At 67.4% G+C, this 12346-nt stretch carries 10 protein-coding genes and 1 pseudogene; 3 read left to right on the top strand and 8 right to left on the bottom strand.

Annotated elements, in window-relative coordinates; translation table 11 throughout:
• The first annotated feature begins 105 nt into the window (after positions 1 to 105).
• Both DIE13_RS26605 and DIE13_RS26600 read left to right on the top strand, forming a co-directional pair.
• The gene (locus DIE13_RS26605) at positions 106 to 867 is read left to right on the top strand and encodes an N-acetylmuramoyl-L-alanine amidase (protein ID WP_124830068.1); all 762 of its coding nucleotides are present in this window, start codon (positions 106 to 108) and stop codon (positions 865 to 867) included.
• A 51-nt stretch (positions 868 to 918) separates the two neighbouring features.
• Complete coding sequence (locus DIE13_RS26600; protein ID WP_124830067.1) at positions 919 to 1308, top strand: lysozyme inhibitor LprI family protein; 390 nt, start codon at positions 919 to 921, stop codon at positions 1306 to 1308.
• 90 nt (positions 1309 to 1398) lie between these two features.
• Here DIE13_RS26600 and DIE13_RS26595 read toward each other — a convergent pair whose 3' ends face one another.
• The 8 genes and pseudogenes from DIE13_RS26595 to DIE13_RS26555 form a co-directional block, all read right to left on the bottom strand.
• A complete protein-coding gene (locus DIE13_RS26595; RefSeq protein ID WP_124830066.1) occupies positions 1399 to 2745 on the bottom strand; it encodes a glutamine synthetase family protein in 1347 nt (448 codons plus the stop codon).
• A gap of 151 nt (positions 2746 to 2896) precedes the next feature.
• The gene (locus DIE13_RS26590; RefSeq protein ID WP_124830065.1) at positions 2897 to 3454 is read right to left on the bottom strand and encodes a helix-turn-helix domain-containing protein; all 558 of its coding nucleotides are present in this window, start codon (positions 3452 to 3454) and stop codon (positions 2897 to 2899) included.
• Between the two features lie 16 nt (positions 3455 to 3470).
• Positions 3471 to 4760, bottom strand: a complete 1290-nt coding sequence (locus DIE13_RS26585) for an FAD-binding oxidoreductase (protein WP_124830064.1) — start codon at positions 4758 to 4760, stop codon at positions 3471 to 3473.
• Positions 4761 to 5028: 268 nt separating this feature from the next.
• Positions 5029 to 5133 (bottom strand): annotated as a pseudogene (locus DIE13_RS33875) (transposase); the annotation flags it as partial.
• 657 nt (positions 5134 to 5790) lie between these two features.
• The gene (locus tag DIE13_RS26570; protein WP_124830062.1) at positions 5791 to 6981 is read right to left on the bottom strand and encodes a M20 aminoacylase family protein; all 1191 of its coding nucleotides are present in this window, start codon (positions 6979 to 6981) and stop codon (positions 5791 to 5793) included.
• 79 nt (positions 6982 to 7060) lie between these two features.
• Entirely contained in the window at positions 7061 to 8395 is a 1335-nt protein-coding gene (locus tag DIE13_RS26565; RefSeq protein ID WP_124830061.1) for a DUF3100 domain-containing protein, read from the bottom strand.
• 48 nt (positions 8396 to 8443) lie between these two features.
• Complete coding sequence (locus DIE13_RS26560) at positions 8444 to 9961, bottom strand: aldehyde dehydrogenase (protein ID WP_124830060.1); 1518 nt, start codon at positions 9959 to 9961, stop codon at positions 8444 to 8446.
• Between the two features lie 54 nt (positions 9962 to 10015).
• On the bottom strand, positions 10016 to 10888 hold the full coding sequence (locus tag DIE13_RS26555; protein ID WP_124830059.1) for an NAD(P)-dependent oxidoreductase: 873 nt from the start codon (positions 10886 to 10888) through the stop codon (positions 10016 to 10018).
• Positions 10889 to 11031: 143 nt separating this feature from the next.
• Between DIE13_RS26555 and DIE13_RS26550 the strand changes: the two genes are divergently transcribed.
• Positions 11032 to 11940: a LysR family transcriptional regulator gene (locus DIE13_RS26550; protein WP_124830058.1), complete on the top strand. Its 909-nt coding sequence runs from the start codon at positions 11032 to 11034 to the stop codon at positions 11938 to 11940.
• Positions 11941 to 12346: the final 406 nt, after the last annotated feature.

The raw sequence follows: 12346 nt of genomic DNA, 5'->3' as shown, positions 1-12346 counted from the left end.
GCACCGCCGCTGCCACCCGTTATAATCGCGCGACATTCCGACTGCATCGAGCAGGCCGACGGTGCCGCGCCGTTCGACGCGCCGTAGCCCTCTTCGACGACAACAATGACAAACCGAACCCTCCGACGCCTGCGCCCGCTCGTGCATGCCGCCGCGAGCCTGCTCGCATGGGCGCCGTTGCTCGGCGCACCGCTGGCGGTGCACGCGGCCGACAACGCGAGTGCCGACGCACGGCCCGCATCGGGCCGCTACATCGTCGTCGATACCGGCCATACACCGGCCCATCCGGGCGCCACCGGCGCGAGCGGCCGCGTCGAATACCGGTACAACCTCGACCTGTCCGCCGCCGTTGCCGAAAAACTCGCCGCGCAAGGCGACCGCGTGCTGCGCACGTCGGCCGACGGCCGCGAGATCGCGCTCGACCAGCGTTCGACGCAGGCGCCCGACGCGAACCTGTTCATATCGATCCATCACGATTCGATGCAGCAGCAGTTCATCGACGCGGGCCGGCAACGCGAATTCCGCGGGTTCGCGGTGTTCGTGTCCGAGCGCAATCCCCACTACGCGGAAAGCCTGCGTTGCGCGAAAGCGATCGCCGAACGGCTGGTCGCGGCCGGCGAACGGCCGTCGCTGTACCACGCGCAGCCGATCAAGGGCGAGCACCGCCCGCTCGTCGATCCGCAACTCGGCATTCACCGCTTCGACGATCTGGTCGTGCTGCGTACCGCACCGATTCCGGCCGTGCTGGTCGAGGCCGGCGTGATCGTCAATCCCGACGAGGAAAAGCGGCTCGCGCAACGCGAGACGATCCAGCGTCTGGCCGCCGCGATCGCGGGCGGCGTCGACGCTTGCACGGCGGCCCGATAACCGGCAACGGCGACCGATTCCAACGGTTTTCACCCACCGAGGAGCATCACCATGAAAAAGAAGAATCTGCTCGCATCCTGCGCACTGCTGGCGCTTGCCGTTCCGTTCGCCGCACACGCGGCCGGCTGTGCAAAGCCGCACAGCGCGTTCGATCAGGTGTATTGCAGCAGCACGCAATTTTCCCAGGCCGACCGCGACCTCAACGACGAGTACGGCCGCCTGCGCAAGCAACTGAGCGGCGACCAGCAGGCCACGCTGAAGGCCGGCCAGCTCGCCTGGCTGAAGCAGCGCGACGCGCAATGCAGCGAGACGCGCAACAACGGCTACCTCGTCGATCTGCAGTGTGCAACCGACATGACGCAGTCGCGCCTGTCGTTCCTGCGCGAACGCGAGCGCGAATGCTCGAGCACGGGATGCGTGGCGTCGAAGCTCGGTGAGTAACGGGGTTTTCGCGTACCTTGTCGCGATGCGTTTCGCGGCGGGGCGCTGATCGATCATGCGAGATGCGCGGCGGGGTCGCGCGTCTCGCCGTCACAGAAACCACCGATACTCCCGCGCGCCGATCTCGTTGCGGAAATCCAGCTCTTCCTGCCGCTTGTTCTCGCAATACACCATCACGAACTCGCTGCCGAGCCCGTCGCGCACGGCCGCGTGATCCTGCATCGCCGCGACGGCCGACAACATCTCCTTCGGGAAATCGATCCCGCTGCCGCGATCGTCGTTGAGCGGCGCAATCGGCTCCTTTCGTGCATCGAGCCCGTGCTCCATCCCGGCGAGGATCGCTGCGAGCACCAGGTACGGATTCGCATCCGCGCTCGCGAGCCGATGCTCGATGCGCAGGTTGCGCGCATCCGACTCCGGAATCCGGATGCACGCGTCGCGATCCTCGAAACCCCAGCTGGCGCGGCTCGCCGCGTTCACCATCGATCCGTAGCGCCGGAACGCATTGTGATTCGGCGCGAACACCGGCATGCAGTGCGGCAGCAGCGCGAGGCAACCGGCCACCGCATGCCGCAACGGCCGCTGCCTGTCCGCGGCGAGCAGGTTGCGACCGGCTTCGTCGTACAGGCTCACATGCACGTGCATCCCGCTGCCCGGCGCGTGCAGATACGGCTTGCCCATGAAGCTCGCGCGATAGCCGTGCCGCAACGCGACGCCGCGCGTGCTGCGGCAGAACAGCGCCGACCAGTCGGCCGCGCGCAACGCGTCGTCGGTGTGGCCGAAGTTGATCTCGAACTGGCCGGGGCCGAGTTCGGCCGTGATCACCGTTGCGTCGACGCCCTGCTCGCACGCGGCCTCGACCATCTCGTGCAGTACCTCGGAAAAGCGCGACAGGCGCTCGATGTGCATGTTCGGCTGATCGTCGCGGTCGTCACTCAAGCGGTCGCGCGGATACTGCGGCATCCCGCCCTCGAGCTGCGCCGCGAACAGGTAGAACTCCAGCTCGAACGCGACAACCGGCCGGATCCCGCGCGCCGCGAACCGCCGCAGCACGCGCGCGAGCACTTCGCGCGGCTCGAACTCGATTGGCGCGTCCGTGCCGTCGGAACTGATCAGCATCTGCGCGAGCGGCTGACGCTCCCAGCGCACCGGCTTCAGCGTGCCCGGAATCAGCCGGCGCGGCGCGTCGGGGTCGCCGTCGTTAAAGCAGTAATCGCCGATCTTGTAAAGGCCGCCCTGCGTGCCGAGCAGCACGCAGTTCTGCGGCAGCTTCAGCAGCGAACCCGCCGCGACCTTCTCGAGTGCATCGATCGGATAGCGCTTGCCGTAGAAGTGTCCGGGCAGGTCGAGACAGATCAGGTCGACATAACGGATCTCGGGGTGCGCCTGCCGAAAGGCGCGCACTTCATCGACCAGCACGGTAACGACGTCAGCCATGTCTCATCCTTTCCATGTTCTGTATGGCGGTGCCGCCTTGCGGCGACCCGGATTCATCGGCATGCGTCAATGCTCCATGCCCGATGTCGATCAGTACTGCAAACCAGCACGCCGGCAACGCGGCGGCCCGCCGGGCCGCCCTGCCGGCAACTCAGGTAAACACCCAGATCACGCGCGTCGGCGCATCGCTCAGGTTCGCATACCGGAAGCGCTTGTGCGCAGGCAACTGGAACGCGTCGTTCGGGCCGAGCGTGACAGGCATGTCGTCGCCGTCGATCCAGATCGTCAGTTCGCCTTCAAGCACGAAGCCGCCCTGCTCGTCGCTGTCGTCGACCGGCCGCTCGCCGCTGCTCGCGCCCGGCGCGAGATGGCTTTCGAGGATCGAGAAGCGCGAGCGCATGTTCGGCGACACGAGAATGTCGGTGATGCCGGCCGCGTAATACACGGTGCGCCGCTCGTCGGGCCGCGTGACCCACGGCACGCTGCGCGGCTTGCTCAGGCTGTAGAAATACGTGGTCGGCACGCCGAGCGCCTCGCCGATCGCGGTGAGATCGGCCACCGTCGGGCGCGACAACCCGCGTTCGACCTGCGACAGAAACCCGACCGAGCGGCCGATCCGTTCGGCGAGATCGTTGAGCGTGACCTTGCGATGCTTGCGCAGATCGCGGATCAGGATCGCCAGACTTTCTATTTCTTCCTGTTCGTTCATGTTGGAATCCGGTGCGTCAGACGGTATCGCGCAAACGGTACCAGGCCTTGCCGATCGCTTCCATCGGCGCGGCGAGGCGGTCGCCGCCGGGGAAGCGCGGGTTGCGAATGCGCTGGTACTGCGCGAGCAGGCGGTCGTCGCCGAGCACGGCGTCGGCGACCGCGCGCGCACCGGCGAGCGTCGGCAGCACGCCGTGTCCCGAAAAGCCCTGCAGCCAGTAGCGCTGGCCGTGACAGCCGATGTCCGGCGTGCGCCGCATGCTGATGTCGATGTGGCCGCCCCACGCGTAGTCGAGCGGCACACCGCTCAGTTGCGGAAACACGCGTTCGAGGTGCGGGCGCGTCGCCGCCGCGATGTCGGCCGGTATCCCGCCGAGATACGTGCAGCCGCCGCCGAACAGCAGCCGGTTGTCGGGGCTCAAGCGGAAGTAGTCGGGCACGAACTGGTTGTCGATCACGCAACTGTTCCGCGGCAGCAGCGAGCGCGCAACGTCCGGGGCAAGCGGTGCAGTCGCGACCTGGTACGTGCCGACCGGCAGCAGCCGGCGCGACAGTTCGGGATCGAGCCGGTCGACGTATGCGTTGCACGCGAGCACGAGCACGTCGGCGCGCACTTCGCCGTGCGCGGTGCGCGCAACATGGCCGCCCGCCGTCTCGCGACAATCGAGCACGCGGCTGCGTTCGAAGATTCGGCCGCCCGCGCGTTCGATCGTCTGCGCGAGGCCAAGCGCGAGCTTCAGCGGATTCAGGTGTCCGGCTTCGGGATCGTAGAGCGCGGCCCGATAGCGCGCGCTGCCGATCCACCCGGACATCTCGTCCTGCCCGATCACGCGCAGCCGGTCGTAGCCCCACCGCTCGGCCGCTTCGTCGCGGGCCTGCGCGAGCATCGCCACGCGGCGCGGCCGCACCGCCGCCCACAGGCTGCCGGGCCGGTAGTCGACGTCGAAACCGTGTCGTGCGGGCAACTCGCGCACTTCGGCCGCGGCCCAGCGCATGCTGTCCCACAGCACGCGCGCGCCGTCGCGGCCGAGCGAAGCCTCGAGCGGCTGCATGTCGCACGACCAGCCGAGCAGCGCCTGCCCGCCGTTGCGGCCCGACGCCGCCCACGCGACGCGGCTCGCTTCCAGCACGACCACGCGCTTGCCCGCGAGCGCGAGGCGCAACGCCGTATGCAGCCCGCTGAACCCCGCGCCGACGACCAGCACGTCGGCGTCGATGCGCTCATCCAGTTCGGGACGATGCGGGATCGGCGCCGGGTAGGTGCCGGCGTAGTAGCTTGCGACGTGACGGTCGGACTGCACGAACATGCGGACTCCCGTGAAATTTTCGCCGGTTAATTTCATGAAAAATTAGCACGGCAATTTCACAGAAGCAAGGGGAAATGATGGATGACGCGGGAGTCCGACGAACTATCGTTGCGCTCATTTCAGGCGGTTTCAGGATGGCGAGCAGGTTCATAGTCTCCTTCCCGTCATGAGCAGCCCCCAACCGGCAGTGATGTTGCGCAGTGCCAGCCAGATGAGCCTGGTTGCAGCCTCATCGGTTGGGAAGTGTCCTCGAGTCTTGATGATCTTGCGCAACGGTGCGCACCACGGCGTCTTCGCGAATCTTTGATCCGCGCGCGTCAAAGAACACCACCGGATACATTGGTTCGAGTGGCCGCGCTTGCCAGGCAGTCAGCGTCAATGCAGACCGCTACCATCAACCCGAAAAGCAGGGATTGAAGTTTCGATCCGTTCCAGTTACCCGAAGAAAATCGTTGCGCTTACATCCAATTTGCCGCTCACCGTTCGTACGCGCACTATGAGCTTGTCACGGGCGGCATGCCCCATCAAGCGGGTCGCGGGCTACTGCACAATCTCACACTCTTGAAGGTGCATTGGCAGAATTGGTGAACACACCTCAGTCATATTGTTGCGCCAAAGCATCACGGCGGACACGACGAGAAACTCGCTCTCGGCCTTTGCCGGCTGTGCCGCCGGGAATTCACGCGCTAGCAGTATCTGCGGTCACGGTTAGCAGAAACTTCGAATACCGAATAGTATCCGACGCTCCTTCGGCCTCTCGGCCGCGATTACGAACCGACGACAGGGAAGTTTGAACCCGAACGTGTTCGTCTCGAAAGTGTCGTTCTCGCTCATGTTTATGCAACCTCCGATGCCTTGAGGAAACGTGGCATGGCCAGGGTTGCTCTGCATGTGCTCAAAGCCCCTGCGCATGGGTGATTGCGGCCCCCTCTCGTCGAATCGAGGTTTACCAACGAGCGCCACCCATACCGGGACCACCCCGGCGGCGCTCGTTGATCACGAACTGCCCCGAAAAGTCGGCACCGCCCCGCTACCGCCCCAAAACCCGCTCCACCAACCTCACGAAATAACTCGCCCCGACCGGCAGCAAGGCATCGTTGAAGTCATAACTGGCGTTATGCAGCAGGCAAGGCCCGCCGCCATGCCCATGCACGCGATGATCGCCCACCCCATTCCCGAGAAACGCATAACAACCCGGCTTCTCGCGCAGCATGAACGAGAAATCCTCCGCCGCCATGGTCGGATCGACGGCTGCATTCACATGCGCGTCGCCCACGACCTCGCGCATCACCGCCACCGCCACCGCTGTCTGTTCGGCGTCGTTCACGGTAGCCGGATACTGGTGCTGGAAATCCACCTCGCTCTCGCAATCGAAGGCCGCGGCCGTCGCGGCCACCACGGCGCGCATGCGCCTCTCGATCAGGTCGAGCGTCGCATCGGAGAAGGTCCGCACCGTGCCGCCGAGCCAGGCATCGGTCGGCACCACGTTCATTGCCTCGCCCGCATGCACCTGCGTGACCGACAGCACCGCGCCGTCGATCGGATTTCGGTTGCGCGTGACGATTCCCTGCAGGGCGCTCAGCACCTGCCCCGCCGCGAACACCGGGTCGCGGCCCAGGTGCGGCATGGCCGCGTGGCAGCCGGCACCGCGCAAGTTGATCCGGAACAGGCTGGTCGAGGCCATCAGCGGCCCCGGCCGCACGGCGAAATCACCGGCCGCGATGCCGGGCCAGTTGTGCAGCCCGAACACGGCATCCACCGGAAAACGCTCGAACAGGCCGTCCTCGATCATCGCGCGCGCGCCGCCGCCCGACTCCTCGGCCGGCTGGAAGAACAACTGCACGGTGCCGTCGAACTCGCCATGCCGCGCCAGATGGCGCGCGGCCCCCAGTAGCATGGTGGTGTGCCCGTCGTGGCCGCAGGCATGCATCGCGCCGGGCACCGTCGAACGATGCGCGAAGGTATTGGCTTCCTGCACGGGCAGCGCATCCATGTCGGCGCGCAGGCCGATCGCGCGCGCGCTGCCGCCGCGCTTCAGGGTGCCGACCACGCCGGTGCGGCCGACGCCGCGCGTGACGGCATAACCCCATTGCTCGAGCCGCTCGGCGACGAGTTCGGCGGTACGGAACACGTCGTAGCCCAGCTCGGGATGGGCATGGATGTCGCGGCGGATCGCCGTCAGTTCGTCGGCGTGCGCGACGATGGAATCGATCAGTTTCATGCGGATGGGAGCGCTCTTGTCGGTCGTCGCGGCACGGCGGCGGGCCGGTCCATGCCGCCCGCCGCCGCGCCGCGAGGCATCAGATATGGAACAGCTGCGCCACCAGGGTCGCGCCGATGAAAGTGCCGGCATTGGCCACGAAGGACACCAGCACGATGCGCCAGCCGAGCCGGCGGAAGGCCGGGATGTCCTTGGCAATCGACAGCCCCGCGAACACCAGCATCGGCGTGGTCACCCCGAGGAAATCGTTGTGCGAGCTGAGCGCGGCGATCTGCGAAGCCCACGGGCACCACGGCGAGGTCAGGAACATCGCCACCACCGATACCCAGCAGACCGCCGGAATCCGCCGCCCCGCTACGCGCGCCAGCGCATCGCCGACGATCGTCGCGCACACCATGATCGCGATTCCCGGCAGCCCCACCAGCGGTGTGGTGCCGTGGGCGATCCAGTCGCACACCAGCGCCATCGCGGCCGTCACGATCCAGGCCAGCAGCTTGCCGCCGTAGCCGAGCGCGGGCGCCTCGGTCCGCACTTCGCCCAGCGACGGGCTGGCCGCCTCGGGCTGCGCCGATGCCTTGGTGGTGCGGCCGATCAGCGGCTCCAGCACGCGATAGCCCCAGACCGCGAGCGGCAGCGAGATGAACAGCGTGAAGTAGGTACCGATGGTGGTGGTGATCAGGTTGCTGGCCGCGGCGAAGGCGAGCACCGATTTCGCCGTCTCCGGGTCCTGCTGCGCGGCGATCGCGCCCGAGGCCGCCGCCATCATGCTGCCCGAGCCGACGCCCGAACCCATCGCCAGCGCGAGTGGATCGAAGATGCCGAGGCTGCTCACGAAACCCGCGAACACGGCGATGAACACAGCACCGAACACGGTGCCGGTCAGGTACTCGGCCAGCACGCCGCGACCCTCGGCCGAATCCATGCCGTACTTCTCGCCGATGATCGCCAGGCTCGGCTCGCGGCCCACCGAGAAGGTCGCGCCAATCGCCTCGCGCTTGATGCCGAGCAGCAACGCGAGCGGCAGGCCGAGCAGGATGGTGCCAACGAAGTGGCCGAATTCCTGAAAGGCCAGCGCCCAGCCCGCCGAAGCCAGCTTGGGCAGCGCACTGCCCACCATCAGCCCGAGCTTGGAGACGAACAGCAGCAGCGCCGGCTGCAGGATCGCGGCCGCGAAGAACTGGTCGGGCACGCTCAGGCGCGCACTGCTGTTCCAGCGCGCGCTGGCCAGCCCCACCGCGGCGCCGAGCAGCAGCGCCCAGATCATCGGCAGCAGCACGACCTTGCCCGGTCCGAGCTTGAACGTGAACGAGCCGATCCATTCGGCGACCAGCAGAATGCCGGCCGCGTAAAGCAGGACCTTGGCGGTGGCCGCGCCGCCAAGCTCGCGGCGTTCGATACCAAGTGCGTGTTCCATGACGAGTCTCCCCTTGAAGCCCGGCTGCCGTCGAATGCGGGCCGGTAGTTACAGATAACCGAACGCGGTGGGCGGCGCTTCAGCCGTCTCGACCCATACGCTCTTGGTCTGCGTGTATTCGTACAGTGCCTCGACCCCGCTCGAGCGGCCGTAGCCGCTCATGCCGTAGCCGCCGAACGGGGAGGCTACGTTGATGGTCTTGTAGCCGTTGATCCAGAAGGTGCCGGCATTCACCTGCGCGGCCAAGCGATGCGCGCGCGCCACGTCGGTGGTCCAGGCCGCGCCGGCCAGGCCGAAGTCGGTGTCGTTGGCGATCGCGATCGCCTCCTCCTCGGTGTCGAACGGGATGGCGGCCACCACCGGACCGAAGATCTCGGTGCGCGCCACCTCCATCGCGTTCGACACACCGGCCAGCACGGTGGGCGCCACGAAGTAGCCGCCGCGGCCCTCCCCGACGCGCTCGGCCGAGCCACTGGCGAGCCTGGCGCCAGCCGCCACGCCGCTCTCGATCATCGACATCACGTGGTCGTACTGCTTGCGATTGTTGATCGGGCCCACCTCGGTCGCATCGTCGAGCGGCGCGCCGACACGAATCTTCTTCGCCCCGGCAGCCACCATCGCGACGAAGTCGTCGTAGACGGCGCGCTGCACCAGCAGACGCGAGCCGGCCACGCAGCTCTGGCCCGCGCCGGCGAAGATCGCCGCCTGGGCGGTCAGCGCCGCGCGCTTGAGGTCGGCATCGGCGAACACGATATTGGCCGACTTGCCGCCCAGCTCCAGCACGCAGGGCAGCACGCGGCGCGCGGCGGCCTCGGCGATGCGCGCGCCGGTAGCCGGCGAGCCGACGAACACCACCTTGCTCACCACGCGATGCGCGATCGCGGCCTGCCCGGCGGTGTGACCGGCGCCGGCCAGCACGTTGACCAGGCCGCGCGGCAGCCCGGCCCCCTCGCCGAGCCTGGCGACCGCCAGCGATGTGAAGGGCGTCAGTTCCGAGGGCTTGAGCAGCACGCCGTTGCCCATCGCCACCGCGGGCGCCACCTGCCAGCCGCAGGTGAACACCGGCGCGTTCCAGGGCGTGATCTGCAGCACCACGCCGGCCGGCTCGCGGCGCGTGTAGTTGAGGTGCGAGGTCGGCACCGGGATCACGCTGCCGTAGAACTTGTCGGTCCAGCCCGCGTAGTACTCGAACATCTCCGCGACCTTGGCCACCTCGCCCCGGCAGTCGCGGATCGGCTTGCCCGAGCCCAGCGCCTCCAGCCGCGCGATCGCCTCGGCCTCGGCGCGGATCGCGCGCGCCACCTCCTGCATCACGCGGCCGCGCGCGGCATGCGTCAGCGCCCACCATTCGCGCTGCGCGCGGCGCGCGCTTTCGGCGGCATGGCCGATCACGGCTGCGCCGGCGTCGCGATAGGCGAGCGTGGCCTCGCCCGTCGCCGCATCGTAAAGCTGGATCGTGTCCCCCTGGCCGGCGACGAGTTCGCCGTCGATATACGAGCCGATCGTGGCGGCACCGGGGAAGAAATGCGCGAAGGCGGCGAGCAACTGGTCTGCGTGCTGGGTCATGTCAGGTTTCCGTATAGGTGAGTCGAGCGGGATCGTGGCGCGGGCTGCCGGGCCTCAGGCAGGGTCGAGGAAGTCGACGATGCGGTTGAAGTCCTCGCCGTCGGCGACGGATACCTCGCTGGCGGCCCACACGCGCGCCGCCTCGCGCGCTACCGGCGCAACGCTGTCGAACTGATCGAGCAGGCCCAGCGCGAGCCGCACGTCCTTGCGCATCAGCTTCATGGTGAAACCGGAATCGAACTTGCCGTTGAAGATCCAGGTCGGGTAGTTGGTCAGCGTCGCGCTGTTGCGGCCGGAGCCGCCGTTGAGCGCCTCGACCAGCTTTTCCGGATCGACGCCGGCCGCGCGCGCGGTGCGCACCGCCTCGCTGGCGACCAGCAGGTGCACGCCGGTCAGCAGATTGTTGAGCAGCTTGGTGACGTGGCCGGCGCCCACCGGGCCCACATGCACGCGCTTGGCGCTGATCGTCGCGAGGATCGGCTCGATGGCCGCGATATCGCTGTCCGAGCCGCCCAGCACCATGGTCATGGTGGCGGTGGCCGCGCCCTTCGGGCCGCCGCTCACCGGGCCGTCGACGAAGCCGATGCCACGCTCGGCCAGGGCCGCCGCCACGCGCCGCGTGCTGTCCGGATCAGCCGTGGTGGTGTCGATCACGATGCTGCCCGGTCTCGCATTCTCGAGCACGCCGCCCGCGCCCAACACCACCGCCTCGACCACCGCGGACGTCGGCAGCGACAGCAACAGCACGTCGGCGTCGCGCGCGATCTCGGCCACCGAGTCGCGCGCCGACAGCACGTCCTGCCCGGCCAGCGCGAGCGCCACGCCAGGCGCGGCGTCGTAGCCGAGCACCGTGTAGTCGCCACGCCGCAGCGAACCCGCCATGCCGCGCCCCATGTTGCCCAGACCGATCACGCCCACCGTTTTCATCCGACGACTCCCGTTAGCTGTTGGTTCGAGGCCGGTGCGCCAGCTTGCGCCCGCCTTGCATGGCCACGATGTTCGGTCCGGCGATCCGTATAATCAATCAACGCCAATATTGATATTGTTCTCTTTTTTAGAACACCAGGATCATGAGCGATACCCTTACCGACAGCCGGATCGTCTATTTCTACGAGGCCGTGCGCTGCGGCACGATCCGCGCCGCGGCCGACTGGCTCGACGTGGCGCCCTCGGCCGTGAGCCGCCAGATCGGGCTGCTGGAGAAGGAGCTCGACGCCACCCTGGTGGAGCGCCACGCGCGCGGCGTGACGCCCACCGAGGCGGGACGCTGCGTGATCGAATATTTCCGTGAGCAGCTCGCGCACCGCGACGACCTGATCTCGCGCCTGCAGGAACTGCGTGGGCTCACGACCGGCCAGGTCAGCCTGGTGCTCGGCGAGGGCTTCGTCTCGGATCTACTGGCGGGGCCAATGCAGCAGTTCTGCCGGCAGTTCCCCGGGATCCGCGTCAACCTCGACGTGGGCAGCACCAACGACGTGATCCGCAAAATCTCGAACGATGAGGGCGAGATCGGCCTGGTCTACAACCCGCCCGCCGAGCCGAAACTGGTGTCGCGCGCGTCGAAGCGGCAGCCGATGATGGCGATCGTCGGCCCCGACTTCCCCCGCCGCAGCCACAAGGTGCTGACGGTGCAGCAGCTCGCCACCTACCCGCTGGCGGCCACCCACCCCTCCTACGGCACGCGGCAGATGATGGAGGCCGTGGAATACGCCGAGCGCGTGCGGCTCGGGCCGATCGTCACCACCAATTCCTTCGCCATCCTGAAGGAGTTCGTGAGATCGGGACTCGGCATCGCGGTGATGCCAGCCTTCGCGGTGGCAGCCGAACTGCAGGCCAGGGAGCTGTTCGCGATCGAGATCGCGCATCCGATCCTCGAGAACGCCGAGGCGCACATGGTCACGCGCGTGGGCCGCAAGCTCTCGGTGGCCGCCAACAAGATGCTGCAGATGATGACGGGGCAGATGCGGGCGTTCCGCTAGCAGTGCCTGCCCGTGCTCCTGCCCGCGACGCGAGTCTGGGCTTAGAAACGGTTTCATGGAGGCCGCCGATTCCGCTGCAAGGTGTTCCAGCGGATCGAGCGGCAGCCGAGTTCAGAAACGCTTCATGGATGAGACACAACGCCAGGCGCAATTTGAACAAGCTCGCTCATCCGTGCATTTCTCCAAGCAGGCCGAAGGTCCAGGAAACCGAGGTGAAACCCGCTCAACCTGGCAGATCCGCCGCAACGCTCGCGGCGGAGGTGCGCCGCTGCAGCAGCGCGGTCGCGTCCGCGTGACCTGCCTCCGGTTTTAGTCCGAACTGCAGCCAAGACCCTGTCGGTTCAGCCTCTTGCTTCAGTACCGAAGAAACCAACTTTAGCTCATCGGATCGAGGCCGATGCATCAC

Origin of the sequence: Burkholderia sp. Bp9016 (assembly GCF_003857765.1) — a bacterium.
Taxonomy (GTDB): domain Bacteria; phylum Pseudomonadota; class Gammaproteobacteria; order Burkholderiales; family Burkholderiaceae; genus Burkholderia.
The sequence above is the reverse complement of the archived record's forward strand: the minus strand, read 5'-3'. Positions and strand labels throughout refer to the sequence as shown.

Excerpts from the sequence above, each read along its gene's own strand:
- DIE13_RS26600 (WP_124830067.1), top strand. The coding sequence starts at position 919 with ATGAAAAAGAAGAATCTGCTCGCATCCTGCGCACTGCTGGCGCTTGCC.
- DIE13_RS26585 (WP_124830064.1), bottom strand. The coding sequence starts at position 4,760 with ATGTTCGTGCAGTCCGACCGTCACGTCGCAAGCTACTACGCCGGCACC.
- DIE13_RS26550 (WP_124830058.1), top strand. The coding sequence starts at position 11,032 with ATGAGCGATACCCTTACCGACAGCCGGATCGTCTATTTCTACGAGGCC.
- DIE13_RS26605 (WP_124830068.1), top strand. The coding sequence starts at position 106 with ATGACAAACCGAACCCTCCGACGCCTGCGCCCGCTCGTGCATGCCGCC.
- DIE13_RS26595 (WP_124830066.1), bottom strand. The coding sequence starts at position 2,745 with ATGGCTGACGTCGTTACCGTGCTGGTCGATGAAGTGCGCGCCTTTCGG.
- DIE13_RS26560 (WP_124830060.1), bottom strand. The coding sequence starts at position 9,961 with ATGACCCAGCACGCAGACCAGTTGCTCGCCGCCTTCGCGCATTTCTTC.
- DIE13_RS26565 (WP_124830061.1), bottom strand. The coding sequence starts at position 8,395 with ATGGAACACGCACTTGGTATCGAACGCCGCGAGCTTGGCGGCGCGGCC.
- DIE13_RS26590 (WP_124830065.1), bottom strand. The coding sequence starts at position 3,454 with ATGAACGAACAGGAAGAAATAGAAAGTCTGGCGATCCTGATCCGCGAT.
- DIE13_RS26555 (WP_124830059.1), bottom strand. The coding sequence starts at position 10,888 with ATGAAAACGGTGGGCGTGATCGGTCTGGGCAACATGGGGCGCGGCATG.
- DIE13_RS26570 (WP_124830062.1), bottom strand. The coding sequence starts at position 6,981 with ATGAAACTGATCGATTCCATCGTCGCGCACGCCGACGAACTGACGGCG.